Consider the following 17,316-nt stretch of genomic DNA (forward strand, 5'->3'; position numbering starts at 1 on the left):
TTGTCCAGCCCGCGCACGGGCGGGCCCGGCCGATCGCGGTGATCGGCCGGGCCCGGCAGGTGGGACAGGGTCAGACGAGGTCGAACCGGTCGAGCTCCATGACCTTGGTCCAGGCCGCGACGAAGTCGGCCACGAACTTCTCGCGGGCGTCGTCACTGGCGTACACCTCGGCGAGGGCGCGCAGCTGCGAGTTGGAGCCGAAGATGAGGTCGACCGCGGTGGCGGTCCACTTCACCTCGTCCGTGGCGACGTCGCGGATCTCGTACACGTGCTCCTCGGACTCCGACGCCTTCCACCGGGTGCCCGGCGAGAGCAGGTTGGCGAAGAAGTCGTTGGTGAGCACGCCCGGGCGGTCGGTCAGGACGCCGTGCCGCGCGCCGCCGACGTTGGCCCCGAGGGAGCGCAGGCCGCCGACGAGGACGGTCATCTCCGGCGCGGTCAGGTTGAGCATGTAGGCGCGGTCGATCAGCAGCACCTCCGGCTGCGTCTTCTCGCCCTGGCGCAGGTAGTTGCGGAACCCGTCGGCGCGCGGCTCGAGCACCCGGAAGGACTCGACGTCGGTCTGCTCCTGGGTGGCGTCGGTGCGTCCCGGGTGGAACGGCACCGTCACCTCGACGCCGGCCTCGCGGGCGGCCTGCTCGACGGCGGCCGAGCCGGCCAGCACGATCAGGTCGGCGAGCGAGATCTTCGCGCCGCCGGCCTCGTTGAACTCGTCCCGGATGCTCTCCAGGACCTTCAGGACCGACGCGAGCTGCTCGGGCTGGTTGACCTCCCAGTTGCGCTGCGGCTCCAGCCGGATGCGGGCGCCGTTGGCGCCGCCGCGCTTGTCGGTGGAGCGGAAGCTCGCGGCCGAGGCCCACGCGGTGGAGACGAGCTGGGCGGTCGTGAGGCCGGACTCCAGCACCTTCGCCTTGAGCGCGGCGACGTCGGCCTCGCCCACCAGCGGGTGGTCGACGGCCGGCACCGGGTCCTGCCAGAGCTGGGGCTCGGGCACCCACGGGCCGAGGAAGCGGCTGACCGGGCCCATGTCGCGGTGCAGCAGCTTGTACCAGGCCTTGGCGAAGGCCAGCGCGAACTCGTCCGGGTTCTCCAGGAAGCGGCGGGAGATCTTGTTGTACTCCGGGTCGACGCGCAGCGACAGGTCGGTCGTCAGCATCGTCGGCTTGTGCTTCTTGTTCGGGTCGTACGGGTCCGGGATGATCGCCTCGGCGTCCTTGGCGACCCACTGCTTGGCGCCGCCGGGGCTCGTGGTGAGCTCCCACTCGTAGCCGAAGAGGATCTCGAAGAAGCGGTTGCTCCACTGCGTCGGCCGGTCGGTCCAGGTCACCTCGAGGCCGCTGGTGATCGTGTCGGCGCCCTTGCCGGTGCCGTGCGTGCTCAGCCAGCCGAGGCCCTGCGCCTCCAGCGGCGCGCCCTCGGGCTCGGGGCCCACGTGGTCGTCGGCGACGCCGGCGCCGTGGGTCTTGCCGAAGGTGTGGCCGCCGGCGATGAGGGCGACGGTCTCCTCGTCGTTCATCGCCATCCGGGCGAAGGTCTCGCGGATGAAGTGCGCCGCCGCGGCCGGGTCCGCGTTGCCGCGGGGGCCCTCCGGGTTGACGTAGATGAGGCCCATCTCGGTCGCGCCGACTTCCGGCACCATCTCGTTGTCGGAGACGTAGCGCTCGTCGCCGAGCCAGGCGTCCTCGGGGCCCCAGAAGATCTCCTCGGGCTCCCAGACGTCCTGGCGGCCGAAGCCGAAGCCGAAGGTCTTGAAGCCCATCGACTCCAGGGCGACGTTGCCGGCGAGCACGAGCAGGTCGGCCCAGGAGATCTTCTGGCCGTACTTCTGCTTGACCGGCCACAGCAGGCGGCGGGCCTTGTCCAGGTTGGCGTTGTCGGGCCAGCTGTTGAGCGGGGCGAAGCGCTGGCCGCCGTCGCCCGCGCCGCCGCGGCCGTCGTGGATGCGGTAGGTGCCGGCGGCGTGCCAGCTCATCCGGATCATGAGGCCGCCGTAGTGCCCGAAGTCGGCCGGCCACCAGTCCTGGGACGTGGTGAGCACCTGGATGATGTCCTGCTTGAGCGCCTCGACGTCGAGCTTCTGGAACTCCTTGGCGTAGTCGAAGCCGGGGCCCAGCGGGTCGCTCTTGGAGGAGTGGGCGCGCAGCACCGACAGGTCGAGCTGGTTCGGCCACCAGTCGCGGTTCGTCCGGGGACGGCCGCCGGCCCTGGGGGACGGCGAGTCGATCGCCGGGTTCTCGCTCTCGCTGCCGTGCGCTGTCACGGAGTCATGCGCGACCGGGCAGCCGGCCGCGGCCTTCTGGTCCACGCCCTGCGCGCTGGCGGGGGCGTTGTCCTGGGTGTCGCTCATTATTTCCTTCCGAACTGCCGGATCACGGGGTAGGGCGTCTGCTCGCGCAGTCGGGGCAGGTGCCCCAGTAGGTCACCTCCGCCTCCTCCACCAGGAAGCCCTGGTCGTCGGAGGCGGTGAGGCAGGGGGCGTGGCCGACGGCGCAGTCGACGTCCGCGATCGCGCCGCACGAACGGCACACGACATGATGGTGGTTGTCGCCCACCCGCGTCTCGTAGCGGGCGGGGGCGCCGGCCGGCTCGATGCGACGCACCAGACCGGCGTTGGTCAGAGCACGCAGCACGTCGTACACCGCCTGGTGAGAGACCCTGGGGAGGTCGGCCCGGACCAGGGAGATCACCGTGTCGGTGTCGACGTGCGGGTGCTCGTGCAGTGCCGCGAGCACTGCCAACCGCGGACGGGTCACGCGCAGCGAGGCCCCTCGCAACTGTGCCTCGAAGTCGGACGCCATGCCGACCAACATATCTCCCTAATCTGGAACAGTTCAAGTTTTCCGCCCGGCGAGCCGCGCCGGCGGCGTCCGGTCCCGCTCGGATCAGAACGTGATGAACCCGTACAAGGCGAGGTGGTTCGACTTCGTGCCGCTCACCGTGTGGCCGATGCCGGACGGCTGCACCTCGCCCTTGACGAACAAGTAGTCGATCTTGCGGGTGCCCATGGTCGCCTCCGTGCCGTACCCGGTCATGCCGGAACCGGACAGGGTGGAGGCGGCGATGCCGGTGCGGTTGGCGTCCACGCCGATCACCCGGACGGCGGAGGCGTTCATCAGGGCCGTGGCGTCGGCGCCGACATGGATGCCGGAGCCCGCGACGCCCGTGTAGCCGTCGCCCGCGCAGGCGTTCGCGCCGTTCTGCTCCGGCAGGTGCAGGGTGGCGGCGAAGACCGCCGTGCCCGTCGCCCTGATCGTGAACCTGGCCGCGATGGCGCTGGTGCGCTTCCACTTGTAGGCGTAGGCGCTGCCGTCGTCGTTGCTGGGCGGCTTGTACAGGGTGCAGCCGGCGCCGCCGGCGTACGCGGTGCCGGGCTTGAGCCAGCCCGCGCTCCAGTACTTCGAGACGTCGCCGGCGGCGAGGGCCAGGGTCCTGGTGTTGTAGACGAGGGCGTTGGTCTGCTTCTTCTTCAGGTCGCCGAGCGCCTGGTCGCTGCAGTGGTGGCTGCCGCCCCAAGGCTCGGGGTCGGCCCAGGCCACGACCACCCCGTACGTGCCGGCGGGGTAGCCGAACCTGGCGGCGAGCTGGTCGGCGTAGGCGGTGGCCTGGCCGGCGCCGCGTACCTGCTGGAGGATCAGCAGGTCGGGCGGGCGCACGCCGGAGGTGCCGGTCCGGCCGTCGTCGTCCACGAGCATGGACGCCAGGTGGTCGGGGCCGGAGACCCGGGTGCAGGTGCCGTCGGCGTTGTTGCGCACCAGGTTCTCGATGTTGTTGCTGTAGACCCGCAGGACCCGGTCCGCGGCCGCCGCCGGGGGCTCGTGCGCGATCAGGGCGGTGGCGACGAGGACGGCGGCCATGGCGGCGCGTGCTGAAGACGTGAGCGACATGGCCGCAGCGTAACGATCTACGCGCCGCCGCCGCTCGCCTGACGCCGTTCTCGCCTGGCCCCGCCCCGGGCGGTCGTCGTGGTCAGCGCACCCGCTCCAGGCGGCCGTCGCCGGGCAGGGTGACCGCCAGGACGTCGCTGGGGATGTCCAGGGCGATGCGGTGCCAGCGGCCGCGCGGGACGATGGCGGCGGTCCCGGCCGTCAGCCTGATCTCCTCCTCCGGCTCCCCCGGCCGCTCCGGGCGCAGGTAGAGGCGGATCTTGCCGACCAGGCAGGAGACGATCTTCTCGGCGTCCGGATGCGCCTGCCAGTGGTCGGCGCGCACGTCGTCGCCGGTCTTGGCGTGGACGGCCTGCAGCCGCCAGCCGTCCTGGGCGGGCTCCCTCCCGGTGGAGATCTCGCCGCCGCGGCGCAGGTGGATGGAGGAGCCGAACAGCTCGAGCGGTTTGACGGTCATGCGGGCGGCCTTTCTCCGTGGGGCAGGGACGGTGTCGATGGTGCCGCTCCTGGGCCGCCGCGTCGTCGGCCGCGGGAAGACTCCTGCGATCACCGCCCCGGGCGTAGCGGACGGGCGACGTACGACGGCCGGAGTAGCCGGTTGACTTTGTCGCAGGCTCTGTCGCATTCTATTGAGACAATCCTTGCGACAAAAGGGAGCGTCATGGACGGATCGGGAAAGGACCCGCGGCCGGGCGAGCTGCGCGCCGCGCGGAGCTGGCTGGCCAGGCACGGCCTCGGCGACACGCCGCCCACGCCGCTGCTGGCCGCGCGGCTGGCCGCCAGGTGGCGGGCGCGCGTCGTCGAGCAGGTCCTGCTGGCCTTACTGATCATGACGGCGGCGGCGGTGTACGCGTTCGGCGTGTTGTCCGGGCCGGGCGGGTCAGGGCCGCTCGTCCTGCTGGGCGGGCTGGTCGTGGCGCTGCTGGCGGCGCGCTGGCAGGTGGAGGCGTGGGTGCGCCGGGTGGACCGGCGGGCCGGGGCGGCGCTGGCGCGGCGGGCCGCGCACCCGGTGCAGCTCGGCTGGCGGGCCCTGCTCGGCCGGCCGCACGCCGCCTGCGCGGCGGGGATCCACGCGGCGGCGCTGGCCCTCGCGGCGGGGGCGTTCGCGACCGGCGACACCGCGGTCCGGCGTGCGGCGGCCGTGCTGCTGGTCGCCCTGGCCGGGGCCGCGGCCGCCGCCGTCCTCCAGCTCCGCGACCTGCTGAGGCGGCCGGTGGTGGCCGAGGACGAGGTCTCGCTGACCGCCGACGTGATCATGCGGATCGAGGACGCGCGGGAGAGCATGTCGCCGGGCGTCGTGTGGTCGCTGCCGGTGATCCTGCTGCTGGGGCCGACCTTCGGCTGGTGGAGCGCCGTCTCGGTCGGCCTGGTGCCGCTCGGGCTGGCCGCCGTCGCCCTGGTCCAGCTGAGGGCGCCGAGCACGGCGGCGATGGCCCGGCGGATCGTGGCGCCATGATGATCGTCATCGACGCGGCCTCGCCGGTGCCCCCGTTCGAGCAGCTCCGGGCCCAGCTCGCGGGGCGGATCCAGGACCGCACGCTGGCCGTCGGCGCCCGGCTGCCGACCATCCGGCGGCTCGCCGCCGACCTGGGGCTGGCCGTCAACACCGTGGGGCGGGCCTACCGGGAGCTGGAGGAGGCCGGGCTGATCGAGACGCGGGGGCGGGCGGGGTCGTTCGTGACGGCGGCCGGTGAGCAGGCGCGGGAGCGGGCCCGGCAGGCCGCCGCCGCGTACGCCGCCACCGTCGCCGCCCTGGGGCTCGGCGCGGACGAGGCGCTGCGCATCGCCGAGGCCGCCCTGGCCGCGGCCACACATCGTCCGGTCGCGGATAATCCGCAGCGGGACTGAGTAGGTAGGCTGGAAGGCATGACCGCCATGGCACCCGCCCGCACCGAGACCGACCTGTCCTTCCTGCTCGACCACACCAGCCACGTGCTCCGCTCACGGATGGCGGCGGCGCTCGGCGAGATCGGCCTGACCGCGCGCATGCACTGCGTGCTCGTCCACGCGCTGGAGGAGGAGCGGACGCAGATCCAGCTCGCCGAGCTCGGCGACATGGACAAGACCACGATGGTGGTCACCGTGGACGCCCTGGAGAAGGCCGGGTACGCCGAGCGCCGCCCGTCCAGCACCGACCGGCGGGCGCGCATCATCGCGGTCACCGACGAGGGCGCGGCGGTGGCCCGGCGCAGCCAGGAGATCGTGGACGGCGTGCACCGCGCGGCCCTGGAGTCGCTGCCCGACGACGAGCGCGAGGTCCTGGTCCGCGCCCTGAACCGGCTGGTCAGCGGGCACCTGGCCACCCCCGCCGAGGGCCCGCAGCAGACCAGGCGAGCCCGGGAGCGCGCAAAGTAGGCCCGTAAGGGATCGTCTATTACGGAACTATCTGCTACGGTCTCTCTTGTCGACCTCAGACAGGAGAGACCATGTCGAACGTGCTCGGCTCGCGCTGGACGGCCTTGGGTGTGCTGTCCGCGACGGGACTGATGACCATTCTGGACGGCAGCATCGTGACGGTCGCGATGCCGGCCATCCAGCAGGACCTGGGCTTCTCGCCCGCCGCCCTGAGCTGGATCGTCAACGCCTACCTGATCCCCTTCGGCGGGCTGCTGCTGCTGGCCGGCCGGCTCGGCGACCTGATCGGGCGGCGGCGGCTGTTCCTGGCCGGCAACGTGATCTTCACCGCCGCGTCCCTGCTGGCCGGCGCGGCCGGCAGCCCCGGGACGCTCATCGCGGCCCGCTTCCTCCAGGGTGTGGGCAGCGCGCTGGCCAGCGCGGTGGTGCTGGGCATCCTGGTGACGCTGTTCGCCGAGCCGGCCGAGCGCGGCAAGGCCATCGCGATCTTCAGCTTCACCGGGGCCGCCGGTGCCTCGATCGGGCAGGTGCTCGGCGGCGTGCTCACCGACGCGCTGGACTGGCCGTGGATCTTCCTCATCAACGTGCCGATCGGCGTGCTCACCGTCGCGCTCGCGCTGCGCGTGCTGCCCGCCGACCGTGGCGCGGGACTGCGGGCCGGCGCGGACGTCCTCGGCGCGGCGCTGGTCACCTCCGGCCTCATGCTGGGCATCTACTCCGTGGTCAAGGTCGAGGAGCACGGCTGGCTGTCGGCCCACACGCTCGGGCTCGGCGCGCTGTCGCTGGCCCTGCTGGGCGCGTTCACGGCGCGGCAGGCCACGGCCAGGACCCCGCTCATGCCGCTGCGCGTCCTGCGCTCGCGCAACGTCGCCGGGGCCAACCTCGCGCAGATGCTGGCCCTGTCCGGGATGTTCGCCTTCCAGGTGCTGGTCGCGCTCTACATGCAGCGGGTCCTCGGCTACGGGGCGCTGGAGACCGGGCTCGCGATGTTGCCGGCCGCGGTCGGCATCGGCTCGGTCTCGCTGTTCGTCTCCGCCCGGCTCGCGGCGCGTCTCGGGGCCCGCGTCGTGCTGGTGGCCGGGCTCGCGATGCTGGTCGCGGCGATGGTGCTGCTGTCGCGGGTGCCGGTCGAGGCCTCGTACGCCGCCCACCTGCTGCCTCCCATGCTGCTGATCTCGGGCGGCGGGCTGGTGCTGCCCGCGCTGGCCACGCTCGGCATGTCCGGGGCGCGGGAGAGCGACGCGGGGCTGGCCTCCGGGCTGTTCAACACCACCCAGCAGGTGGGCATGGCGATCGGCGTCGCGGTGCTGTCCACGCTGGCGGCCGGGCGTACCGGGGAGCTGCTGACCGGCGGGGCGACGCAGGCGGCGGCGCTGACCGGCGGCTACCGGCTGGCGTTCGGCGTCGCGGCGGGGCTGCTGGTGGCGGCGCTGGCCGTCGCGGTCGTGGTGCCGCGCCGCCCCGCCGGGACGCCCCCCGAGACGCCCGCCGAGACGCCCGCCGAGACGCCCGCCGAGGCTCAGTCCGCCGCGAGCGCGGCGGCGAAGTAGGCGAGCGAGGCGTCGACCTCCTCGAAGGCCGGGGTCCGGTTGAGGTGCCCGTGCGGCATGCCGCGCGCGAGGTACGTGCTCACCGGCACCCCGGCCTCGCGCATCTGGCGCTCCAGCAGCTCGCCGGAGGCGCGCAGGTCGTCGTACTCGGACAGCACGATGTGCGTGGGGGGCAGGCCGTCGAGGCGGGCCGCGCCGGGCAGCGCGTCGGGCGGCAGGTCGCTGATCCGGCCGACGTAGGTGCGGACCATCCCCTCGATGTCGGCGGGATGGAAGCGCATGAACGGGGGCAGCTCGCGCATCTCGGCGGCCAGCTCGTCGCCGAGCGCCGGGTTCGGGTAGTGCGCGAACGGATAGGCGAGCAACAGCAGGTCGGCCGCCCGGCCGCCCTGGCCGGCGCGGTCGCGGGCGCGGAGGGCGGTGGCCAGGGCGAGGGCCGCTCCGGCGCTGGCCCCGCCCAGCCCGGCCCTGGCGCCGGGCGCGGCCCGCTCGGTCAGCCACCGCCAGGCGGCGTCCACGTCGTCGATGGGCACCGGGTGGCGCACCCCGTCCTGGGCGAGCCGGTAACCGGCCGACACGACGAACGCGCCGCTGCGCGCGGCCAGCTCGGCGGCCACGACGTGGGCCTCGGCCGTGTCGAGGTCGCCGTGGGCGAACCCGCCGCCGTGCGCCCACAGCAGCGCCGTCCCGGAGGTGGCTCCGGCGCGGTAGGTGCGGACGGGGACCGGGCCGTGCGGCCCCTCGACGGCGAGGTCCTCGACGGTGACGCCGGCCGGCACGGACCACGGGGCCGGCTCGCGGACGAACTCGGCGAACAGGCGCTGCGCCTCCGGGTCGGCGGCGAGCCCTTCGCGGGTCAGGCCGCGCAGCGGCTCCAGCTTCTTGGCGAGATCGGGATGGAACGGCATGGACCCTCTTCTATCGCGCCCGCCCCGGCCGCCCGCGGGCGGGGCCACGGCGGCCCGGCGGGCGAGGGCTGAACCCGGCGCAACAAGGGACTTTGGTCCCTACCGGCCCCGCCTCACCTGCAGCAAGGTGACCCTGTGCCGTACCCATCGACCCAGCCCCCGCCCGTCAGCCGCCGCCTGTCCCGGCCGGAGGGCCTGCGCCTGCTCGGCAACGTGACCTTCGGCAGGATCGTGTTCATCAGCCGCGCCCTGCCGGGCATCCAGCTGGTCAGCCACGTGATGGACGGCGAGGACCTGCTCGTCGGCCTGCCCGGTGACTGCGAGGTCGTCAAGCTGCTCACCCAGCTCTCGCCGGTCGTCTACGAGGCCGACGTGCTGGACACGGCGACGCGGCACGGCTGGAGCATCGTCCTGACCGGGCGGGCCGGGCTGGTGGAGGACGACGAGGAGATCGCCCGCGCCCTGCGGCGGCTGCGGCCGTGGCCGGGCGAGGAGATCAGCGTGGTCGTCCGGATCCACCCGGAGCTGGTCACCGGCACCCGCATCGAGGACGCCACCGCGGCCGCCCGCTGAGCCACGCCCGGCGGTCCTAGGGTGTTGCGCATGAACATCTGCGTCTTCCTCTCCGCCGCCGACCTCGCCGACACCTACACCCGCCCCGCCCGCGAGTTCGCCGAGCTGATCGGCAAGGGCGGCCACACGCTGGTGTGGGGCGGCTCGGACGTCGGCCTCATGAAGGTCATGGCGGACGGCGTGCACGCCGCCGGCGGCCGGCTGATGGGCGTGTCGGTGCGTTTCCTCGTGCACAAGGCGCGCCGCGGCGTGGACGACATGGTGGTCGCCGCCGACCTCGCCGAGCGCAAGCGGCTGCTGCTGGAGAAGGCCGACGCCGTGGTCATCATGGTGGGCGGCACCGGGACGCTGGACGAGGCCACCGAGATCCTGGAGCTGAAGAAGCACGGCCACACCGACAAGCCGGTCGTGCTGCTGAACACGGCCGGCTTCTACGACGGGCTGAAGCAGCAGTTCCAGCGCATGGAGGACGAGGGCTTCCTGCCGCGGCCGCTCGCCGAGCTGATGTTCTTCGCCGAGGAGCCGGTGGGCGCGATGGCGTACCTGGAGGAGTCGCTCGGCGTGCGGTGAGCGGCCGGGCTCAGCCGAGGGAGGCGATCTCCTCGGGGGTGAGGCGGAGCGCGCCGGCGGCGACGTTCTCGGCGAGGTGGGCGGGGTCGCCGGTGCCCGGGATGGCCAGGACGTGCGGCCCCAGGCTCAGCGTCCAGGCCAGCCGGACCTGCGCCGGGGTCGCCCCGCGGGCGCGGGCGACGGCGAGCACGGCCGCGTCCTCGGCGGCCGGCGCGCCCGCCTCCCGGCCGGCGCCGGCGATCGCGAAGAACGGCACGTACGCGATCCCCTGCTCGCCGCAGGCCCGCAGCAGCTCCCGCTCGGCGGCGGGGGCGCCGACGCCGAACGCGTTCTGCACGCACGCGACCGGCGCGATGGCGCGCGCCTCGGCCAGCTGCGCGGCGGTGACGTTGGAGAGCCCGAGGTGGCGGACGAGCCCGGCGTCGCGCAGGGCCGCCAGGGCGGCGAAGTGCTCGCCGACCGGCTCGGCCCCGCGGCTCGGCGGGACGCGGAGGTTGACCAGGTCGAGGTGGTCGCGGCCGAGCTGGCGCAGGTTCTCCTCGACCTGGCCGCGGAGCTGCGCGGGCTCGGCCCACCACCACGCGCCGGACGGGTCGCGGCCGGGCCAGACCTTGGTGGCGATCACCAGGTCGTCCGGGTAGGGGGTGAGCGCCCGGTTGATCAGCTCGTTGGCCGACAGGAGGGGCGAGAAGTAGAAAACGGCGGTGTCGATGTGGTTGACGCCGAGCTCGACGGCGCGCCGCAGCACGGCGACGGAGCGGTCGCGGTCGGCCCCGCCGCCCCGGCCGCCGCCCGCGCCGAAGGCGGCGCGGCCGGTGAGGCGCATCGCGCCGAAGCCGAGACGGTTGACGGGCAGGTCGCCGCCGAGCTTCCAGGTGCCCGCGGCGGCGGCCGGCGTGTTCTGATGGTGTGTGGACATGAAAAAAGCCTCCGCGGCGGCGGGCACGAAGCCCGGCGGGCCGAGAAGGCTCAACGTCTGATTCCAGTCTAGCAGGCGGCCGGACCGCGCGGCCCGGACATCACGATTCCCTTTCCGCTTCGGCGTTTCGTGACGGGAGAGGGACTGCCCGCGCGCGGGCGGGGTAGACGCGGGACCCTTACCGGACGTCGAAGGAGACTCCCATGGACAGTCCGCGCACCGCGGCGGGACGCACCCCCGTGCAACTCGCCGCCTTCGTCGTCGGAGCGGTGTTCCTGCTGGTCGGCATTCTCGGCTTCATCCCCGGCATCACCACCCACTACGACGACCTCGGCTTCGCCGGGCACGAGTCCGGCGCGCTGCTGCTCAACGTGTTCCAGGTCTCGATCCTGCACAACGTCGTGCACCTGCTGTTCGGCGTCGCCGGCCTCGTGCTGGCCAGGACGTGGTCCGGCGCCCGCAACTTCCTCATCGGCGGCGGCGTGATCTACCTGCTGCTGTGGATCTACGGCCTGCTGGTCGGGCACGACTCGCCGGCCAACTTCGTCCCGCTCAACAACGCCGACAACTGGCTGCACCTGCTGCTGGGCGTCGGGATGGTCGCGCTCGGGTTCCTGCTGGCCCGGCGGCGCACCACCGCGGTCCGCTGACCGCCGCCTGGCCGGGCGGCGCCCGTCCCCCGAGCCCTACCCGGCCAGGCGCTCCACCGCGAAGGCCACGAGGAAGCCGACGGTGGTGATGAGGCCGGTGAGGATGTGGGCGTCCTCGAACGCCTCGGGGATCATCGTGTCGGCGACCATCGCGAGGATCGCCCCGGCCGCGACGCCCATGATGGCGGCGGTGGCGGCCGGCGAGGCCGACTCCATGGTGAGATTGCCGAGCAACGCGGCCAGCCCGCTGGCCAGGGCGATGCCGCCCCAGATGCCGAAGACGTAGCCCGGGCCGCGGCCGGCCCGCTTCATGCCGGCGGCGCTGGACAGGCCCTCGGGGACGTTCGAGATGAAGACCGCGGCGACCACGGCGATCCCGACGTCGCCGCCGCCGAGCAGCGACAGGCCGAGCACCACCGACTCGGGCACGCCGTCGAGCAGCGCGCCGACGGCGATGGCCGCGCCACTGCCCTGGACGTCGGCCTCGCTCGGCTGCTGGCCGCCCGAGCGTTTGCGGTGCCGGGCGCCGCGCCGGGCCAGCAGCGCGTTGGCCGCCACGTACGCGCACGCCCCGCCGAGGAACCCGGCCGCCGTCGCGGCCAGCCCCCCGCTGCGCTCGGCCTCGTCCAGCAGCTCGAAGGACAGCGCCGCGATCAGGACGCCCGCGCCGAACGCCATGATCGCGGCGATCAGGCGGGGCGGCACCGGCCGGAACCAGGCGATCGCGGCCCCGATGAGCAGCGCGCCCCCGGCCAGCGCCCCCCAGAGCCCGGCCTGCACCCACACCGGCATCGCCCCACCTCCCCTACCGACGGATCCTCCGATCCTCGCACCTCGCCGGCGCGGACCGGACGATCGGGCCCGCCGCCGCATGCCGGCCGGTGTGCGGGTAGGCGCAGACGGGTGCGCAACCGACGGACGGCGAGGAGGCCGCCATGACCTACACGCAGCAGATGCTGGACGCCTACCCGGGCGAGATCAACCTGGACCGCAAGCACCTGGCGGCGGTCATCGACGCGCTGACGGCGTGCGCGCAGACCTGCACGGCCTGCGCGGACGCCTGCCTGTCCGAGCGGGCCGAGGACCTGCCGATGCTCACCCGCTGCATCCGCGACGACCTGGACTGCGCGGCGATCTGCGCGACCACGGCGGCGGTGCTGTCCCGGCACACCGGGTACGCCGCCGCGCTCACCCGCGCCCAGGTGCAGGCCGCGATCCAGGCCACGAAGACCTGCGGCGACTCCTGCGGCGAGCACGCCGACCGGCACGAGCACTGCCGGATCTGCGCGCGGGTCTGCCGCGAGACCCACGACGCGCTCAACGCCCTGCTGCCCGCCCTGCGGCCGGCTTCGGGCGAGGAGCCGCCGTCCCAGGCGGCGCCGCAGCAGCGCGGCTGACCAGGGGCGGCGCCGGCCGGGGACCGCGCCGGCCGGGGCGCGGCGCTGCACGAGGTGAAACGATGCGGTCGCTGTAGGATCGGTGCCGCCATGACGGAGGAGCCGGGGCGCAGGGAGCGCAAGAAGCAGCGGACGCGCGAGGCGCTGGTCGCCGCGGCGGTGCGGCTGTTCGAGGAGCGCGGGTACGAGGAGACGACGGTCGCCGAGATCGCCGAGGCGGCCGACGTCTCCGCCCGCACGTTCTTCCTGCACTTCCCGGCCAAGGAGGACGTGCTGCTCGCCGGCGTCCGGGTGCGGGTGGAGGCCGGGCTGCGCGTCCTCGCCCGGCCGCGGCCCGGGGAGACGGCGGGCGAGGTGCTGGCCCGGGCGGTCGAGGAGATGATCGCCGACGCCCTGACCGAGGCGACCGGGCCAGAGGTGAGCGAGCCGGGAGCGGGCTGGCCGGGAGCGGGCTGGCCGGGAGCGGGCGGGGCTGGGGGGATGGCGGGGTGGCGGGTGCGGCTGGTCGCGTCGTCGGCCGCCGTGCAGGCCCGGCTGCTCCAGCGGCTGCTCGGGGCGCACGCCGAGCTGGCGGGGGCGCTGCGCCGGGCCTTCCCCGGGGAGCTGGACGAGGTGGACGCCGCCGCGCTGGTGGGCGCGGCGATGGGGCCGTCGGCGCGGCCGCGGTCACGAGCCTGCGCCGGGGCGACGACCCCGGGCGGCTGCGCGAGGCGATGCGCCGCGCCGCCGCCCTCGCCGTCCACGACCCCCGCTGAGCCCCTTCTGAGTCCCCCTCCGAGCCCCCGCTGAGCCCCCGCTGAGCTCCCTCGGAGCCCCCGCTGAGCCCCTTCTGAGCCCCTTCTGAGCCTCGCGCCGCCGTTCGCGGGCGGGCGGGTCAGACGAGGCGGAGGTGCCGGCGGGGGGCGGGCGGCAGGGGCAGGTCCGGGAGCAGGAAGTCCTGGAGGGTGACGTCCGTGGCGAGCAGCGCCTCGTGGGCGCTGGCGCACACCTGGGACGGCGACATGCGGCTCTCGGCGACCAGCCGCCTGACGTCGTCCATCACCTCGCCGGCCGCGGCGATGAGCAGCCGGCCGCCGCGCGCGGCGAGCAGGTCGTCCATGGCGGCGAGCCCCCGGCGGGCGGCGGAGTCGCAGCAGCGCAGGTCGGCGGCGGCCAGCACGACGAAGCGCACGTGCAGCGGGCGCAGCAGCTCCCGCAGCAGCGGCCAGGTACGGGCGGTCAGCGTGCCGGACACGATGACCACGACGGTGGTGGCGGTGGCGGGAAGGAGACGCACGGAAAAGTTCATCGCCCACCCTCTCGGCGGCGCGCGGGGCGGTCCCTCCGCGGCGTGCGCGATGTCACGTCCTTCCCTTTTCCCCGCCAGGCCGATCGGCTAACCCGGACATGGAGGACGGCGCCCTGGGCAGGGTGAACGGTCCGCCGCGCGAGCCGCGCGGTCGCGGGCCGGGCGAGAGGGCCGGAAAGGGCCGAAAGGGCCGCAGGAACCGAGGGAGCCGAGAGGGCCGAGGGGGCACATGAGCGGGGCGAGGGCGGAGTGCGAGCGGGTCGCGCGGGAGGCGCTGGGCCTGGAGGAGCTGCGGCCGGGTCAGCTCGCCGCCATGACGGCGCTGGCCGAGGGCCGCGACACGCTGGCGGTGATGCCGACCGGCAGCGGCAAGTCGGCCATCTACCAGGTGCCCGCGCTGCTGCTGAAGGGCCCGACGCTGGTGGTGTCGCCGCTGATCGCCCTGCAGCGCGACCAGGTCGAGGCGCTGCGCGAGCACGACGAGGAGGCCGCCAGCCTGGACGCCCGCACCTCGGCCAGGCAGCGCACGGCCACGTTCGAGGCGTTGCGGGCCCGGGAGACGGAGTTCCTGTTCTGCGCGCCCGAGCAGCTCGCCCGGCCCGACGTGATCCGCGAGCTGAAGGCCGCCGCCCCGTCGCTGATGGTCGTGGACGAGGCCCACTGCGTCTCGTCGTGGGGGCACGACTTCCGCCCCGACTACCTGCGGCTCGGCTCGGTGGCCGAGGCGCTGGGCCGCCCGGTGATCGCCGCGCTCACCGCGACCGCCGCCCCGCCGGTGCGGGCGGAGATCGTCGAGCGGCTGGGCATGCGCGACCGGGTGGAGATCGTGCAGGGGTTCGACCGGCCGAACATCTCGCTGGAGGTCCGGCGCGTGCTGGACGACCCGGCCCAGGAGATCGTCGCCGCGGTGGCCGGTCAGGAGCGGCCCGGCATCGTGTACACCACCACGCGCCGCAGGACCGGGCAGCTCAGCGACCTGCTGAACGAGGCGGGCGTGCGGGCGGCGGCCTACCACGCCGGGATGCGCCGGGCGGAGCGGGACGAGGTGCACGACCGGTTCATGGACGGCGGCCTGGAGGTCGTCGTGGCGACGAACGCGTTCGGGATGGGGATCGACAAGCCGGACGTGCGGTTCGTCTGTCACGCGGAGGTGCCGGGGTCGCCGGACGCGTACTACCAGGAGATCGGCCGGGCCGGGCGCGACGGCGAGCCGGCCGCCGCGACGCTGTTCTACCGGCAGGAGGACCTGGGGTTGCAGCGCTACTTCGCCGGCGGCGTGCCGGACGCGGAGACGCTGGCCGGCGTCGCGGCCGCGGTGGCGGCGGCCGGGCCGGGCGCGGGACGCAAGGAGCTGCGGGAGCGCACGGGCCTGTCGCCGCGCCGCCTGACCGGCCTGCTCGACCTGCTGGAACGGGTCGGCGCGGTCCGGCTCGGCACCAGGCGCGCCGAGCCGGTCCCCGGCGGGCCCGCGCCGGAGGAGGCGGCGGAGCTGGCCCGCGAGCTGGCCGAGCGGCGGCGCGAGGTGGAGCGCACCCGCCTGGAGATGATGCGCCGCTACGCCGAGACGGAGGACTGCCGCCGCCGCTTCCTGCTCGGCTACTTCGGCGAGCACCTGCCGGAGCCGTGCGGCAACTGCGACACCTGCCGGGCGGGCACGGCGGCGGCGCCGGCCGGGCCGGCGGACGGCCCGTTCCCGCTGCACGCCCGCGTGGAGCACCGCGCGTGGGGCCCCGGCCAGGTGATCCAGCGCGGCGAGGACCGGCTGACGGTCCTGTTCGAGGAGGCGGGCTACCGCGAGCTCGCGCTCGACGCGGTGCTGGAGCAGGATCTCCTGACGCGGGCGGACGAGGACGAGCGGTAGCGCGGAAGGTCGCCGCCGGACGGAGGTGACAGCGGGGCCTGGCGGGGAATCGAAGCAGCAGAACGTGACATACCGGCTTCCCCGGCCGGGCGAGCTCGCGGAGACTGGTAAGGCGGGCACGTGTGGCGGCGGCGCCCGCCGGGCGGCTTTCCGCGGCCCCTTCACGGAGGTGAGAGCGTGCGGCCGGACGACGGTTTCCGGCACCTTCTGGTGCCGTACGACGCCGAGCGTGACCTGCTCGGCACCGTCGTGCCGTACCTGCGCGCCGGCCAGGCCGCCGGGCACGCCGTGGTGCTGCTGTGCCGCGACCGGCTCAACCGCTCGCTGGCGCGAAGGCTGGACGCGCCCGTGGAGTGGCTGGACCGGGAGTCGGTCTTCACCCGCCCGGCCGCCGCCGCGGCGGCCTACCGCCACCTGGCCATGCGCCGCCTCGGCGACGGCGCCCGCCGGGTGCTGGTGGCCGGGGAGGCGGGGTTCGACGGCGGCCAGGAGCGCGGGGCCGTGTTCGAGGCGATCGCGGACGTCGTCCTGTCGGCGCTGCCGGTGGACGCCCTCTGCCTGTACGACGGCGGCGTGCCGCCCGGCGCGGTCCGTACCCATCCGCTGGTGCTCACCGGGGACGGCGCCGCGCCCAACCCGCGTTACGCCGGCCCGGCGGAGGTGCTGCGCGAGGTGGCGGGGCTGCGCGGCGACCTGTCCGTGGCCGGGCCCCCGGCCCACGAGTCGGGGGCCCTGTACCGGATCGGCGACGTGGCGGACATGCGCCGCCGGCTGCGGGCCTGGCTGGCCACGTTGCCGGCCCCGGTCGCCGTGCGCAGCGACTTCGTGGCGGCGGTGGGCGAGGTGGCCGCCAACGCGCTGCGGCACGGCCGGCCTCCGGTGCTGCTGCGGGTGTGGGTGCGCCCCGACCGGCTGGTGTGCACGGTCGTCGACCAGGGCCACGGGTTCGACGACCCGCTGACGGGGCTGCCGCCGCACGGCGACCCGTGGCGGCCGGGCGGCGGCCTGTGGCTGGTGCGCCAGGTGTGCGACGAGTTCGACACCGGCCGTACCGAGGAGGGGTTCGTGGTCCGGCTGGCGGCCCGGTCGGGGCCACTGGACCATTCGCGGCTGATCCAGGGGGCGCGGGCCCGCGCGGAGAACGCGAGCGCCCGCGCGCACCGCGCGCAGTCGCGCGTGGACCGGCTGCAGCGGCATCTGGAGGCCGGCGGCGGCGCCGGGAAGCCCGGCGACCGCTGACACGCGGACACGTCACCCGGCCTCGAAACTTTCGGCTCACTTTCTTAAATTTTCTCTGGTGCACGGCTGCCCCGATTGCCTATCCTGCCGCTACGGAAGCGCCCCAACGGGGTCGCGACAGG

19 protein-coding genes are annotated in these 17,316 nt (G+C 74.6%); 11 read left to right on the top strand and 8 right to left on the bottom strand.

The genetic code is table 11. From position 1 onward, the window contains the following. Positions 1-70 precede the first annotated feature (70 nt). The 4 genes from katG to MF672_RS18075 form a co-directional block, all read right to left on the bottom strand. Positions 71-2,347 (bottom strand): catalase/peroxidase HPI, encoded by a 2,277-nt coding sequence (gene katG, locus MF672_RS18060; RefSeq protein WP_242381998.1) that lies wholly within the window; start codon positions 2,345-2,347, stop codon positions 71-73. 22 nt (positions 2,348-2,369) lie between these two features. Continuing rightward, positions 2,370-2,798: a Fur family transcriptional regulator gene (locus MF672_RS18065; protein ID WP_302893229.1), complete on the bottom strand. Its 429-nt coding sequence runs from the start codon at positions 2,796-2,798 to the stop codon at positions 2,370-2,372. 84 nt (positions 2,799-2,882) lie between these two features. Next, positions 2,883-3,884 carry a hypothetical protein gene (locus MF672_RS18070; RefSeq protein ID WP_242381996.1) on the bottom strand — a complete coding sequence of 334 codons (1,002 nt, stop codon included), beginning with the start codon at positions 3,882-3,884 and terminating at the stop codon, positions 2,883-2,885. 82 nt (positions 3,885-3,966) lie between these two features. After that, complete coding sequence (locus MF672_RS18075) at positions 3,967-4,341, bottom strand: cupin (RefSeq protein WP_242381995.1); 375 nt, start codon at positions 4,339-4,341, stop codon at positions 3,967-3,969. A gap of 204 nt (positions 4,342-4,545) precedes the next feature. Between MF672_RS18075 and MF672_RS18080 the strand changes: the two genes are divergently transcribed. The 4 genes from MF672_RS18080 to MF672_RS18095 all read left to right on the top strand — a co-directional run bounded on the left by MF672_RS18080 (position 4,546) and on the right by MF672_RS18095 (position 7,789). Beyond that, entirely contained in the window at positions 4,546-5,340 is a 795-nt protein-coding gene (locus MF672_RS18080; protein ID WP_247815288.1) for a hypothetical protein, read from the top strand. Further along, on the top strand, positions 5,340-5,732 hold the full coding sequence (locus MF672_RS18085) for a GntR family transcriptional regulator (RefSeq protein ID WP_242381999.1): 393 nt from the start codon (positions 5,340-5,342) through the stop codon (positions 5,730-5,732). The genes MF672_RS18080 and MF672_RS18085 overlap by 1 nt, the downstream gene beginning before the upstream one ends. 18 nt (positions 5,733-5,750) lie before the next feature. Continuing rightward, positions 5,751-6,239 carry a MarR family winged helix-turn-helix transcriptional regulator gene (locus MF672_RS18090; protein ID WP_242381994.1) on the top strand — a complete coding sequence of 163 codons (489 nt, stop codon included), beginning with the start codon at positions 5,751-5,753 and terminating at the stop codon, positions 6,237-6,239. A 71-nt stretch (positions 6,240-6,310) separates the two neighbouring features. Then, positions 6,311-7,789, top strand: a complete 1,479-nt coding sequence (locus MF672_RS18095) for an MFS transporter (protein ID WP_242381993.1) — start codon at positions 6,311-6,313, stop codon at positions 7,787-7,789. Here MF672_RS18095 and MF672_RS18100 read toward each other — a convergent pair. Then, positions 7,759-8,697 (bottom strand): alpha/beta hydrolase, encoded by a 939-nt coding sequence (locus MF672_RS18100; protein WP_242381992.1) that lies wholly within the window; start codon positions 8,695-8,697, stop codon positions 7,759-7,761. The genes MF672_RS18095 and MF672_RS18100 overlap by 31 nt on opposite strands. A 135-nt stretch (positions 8,698-8,832) precedes the next feature. On the opposite strand from MF672_RS18100, the gene MF672_RS18105 reads away from it, so the two are divergent. Further along, positions 8,833-9,270, top strand: coding sequence for a pyridoxamine 5'-phosphate oxidase family protein (locus tag MF672_RS18105; protein WP_242381991.1), 438 nt, complete (start codon positions 8,833-8,835; stop codon positions 9,268-9,270). Between the two features lie 30 nt (positions 9,271-9,300). Further along, positions 9,301-9,840 (top strand): LOG family protein, encoded by a 540-nt coding sequence (locus MF672_RS18110; protein ID WP_242381990.1) that lies wholly within the window; start codon positions 9,301-9,303, stop codon positions 9,838-9,840. 10 nt (positions 9,841-9,850) lie between these two features. Here MF672_RS18110 and MF672_RS18115 read toward each other — a convergent pair whose 3' ends face one another. Then, positions 9,851-10,759 (bottom strand): aldo/keto reductase, encoded by a 909-nt coding sequence (locus tag MF672_RS18115; protein ID WP_242381989.1) that lies wholly within the window; start codon positions 10,757-10,759, stop codon positions 9,851-9,853. Positions 10,760-10,962: 203 nt separating this feature from the next. Here MF672_RS18115 and MF672_RS18120 point away from each other — a divergent pair, with 203 nt between their 5' ends. Further along, positions 10,963-11,409, top strand: coding sequence for a DUF4383 domain-containing protein (locus MF672_RS18120; RefSeq protein WP_242381988.1), 447 nt, complete (start codon positions 10,963-10,965; stop codon positions 11,407-11,409). A 36-nt stretch (positions 11,410-11,445) separates the two neighbouring features. Here the strand turns inward: MF672_RS18120 and MF672_RS18125 are convergent, their stop codons facing one another. After that, positions 11,446-12,201 carry a ZIP family metal transporter gene (locus MF672_RS18125; RefSeq protein WP_242381987.1) on the bottom strand — a complete coding sequence of 252 codons (756 nt, stop codon included), beginning with the start codon at positions 12,199-12,201 and terminating at the stop codon, positions 11,446-11,448. A 143-nt stretch (positions 12,202-12,344) separates the two neighbouring features. Between MF672_RS18125 and MF672_RS18130 the strand changes: the two genes are divergently transcribed. Then, on the top strand, positions 12,345-12,806 hold the full coding sequence (locus MF672_RS18130; RefSeq protein ID WP_242381986.1) for a four-helix bundle copper-binding protein: 462 nt from the start codon (positions 12,345-12,347) through the stop codon (positions 12,804-12,806). 90 nt (positions 12,807-12,896) lie between these two features. After that, positions 12,897-13,595: a TetR/AcrR family transcriptional regulator gene (locus MF672_RS18135; RefSeq protein ID WP_247815289.1), complete on the top strand. Its 699-nt coding sequence runs from the start codon at positions 12,897-12,899 to the stop codon at positions 13,593-13,595. 85 nt (positions 13,596-13,680) lie between these two features. Here MF672_RS18135 and MF672_RS18140 read toward each other — a convergent pair whose 3' ends face one another. Continuing rightward, positions 13,681-14,082 carry a hypothetical protein gene (locus MF672_RS18140; RefSeq protein WP_242381984.1) on the bottom strand — a complete coding sequence of 134 codons (402 nt, stop codon included), beginning with the start codon at positions 14,080-14,082 and terminating at the stop codon, positions 13,681-13,683. A gap of 241 nt (positions 14,083-14,323) precedes the next feature. On the opposite strand from MF672_RS18140, the gene MF672_RS18145 reads away from it, so the two are divergent. Continuing rightward, positions 14,324-15,955, top strand: a complete 1,632-nt coding sequence (locus MF672_RS18145) for a RecQ family ATP-dependent DNA helicase (protein WP_242381983.1) — start codon at positions 14,324-14,326, stop codon at positions 15,953-15,955. Between the two features lie 177 nt (positions 15,956-16,132). Beyond that, positions 16,133-17,194, top strand: a complete 1,062-nt coding sequence (locus MF672_RS18150; RefSeq protein ID WP_242381982.1) for an ATP-binding protein — start codon at positions 16,133-16,135, stop codon at positions 17,192-17,194. Positions 17,195-17,316: the final 122 nt, after the last annotated feature.

Source organism: Actinomadura luzonensis, from assembly GCF_022664455.2.
Lineage (GTDB): Bacteria > Actinomycetota > Actinomycetes > Streptosporangiales > Streptosporangiaceae > Nonomuraea > Nonomuraea luzonensis.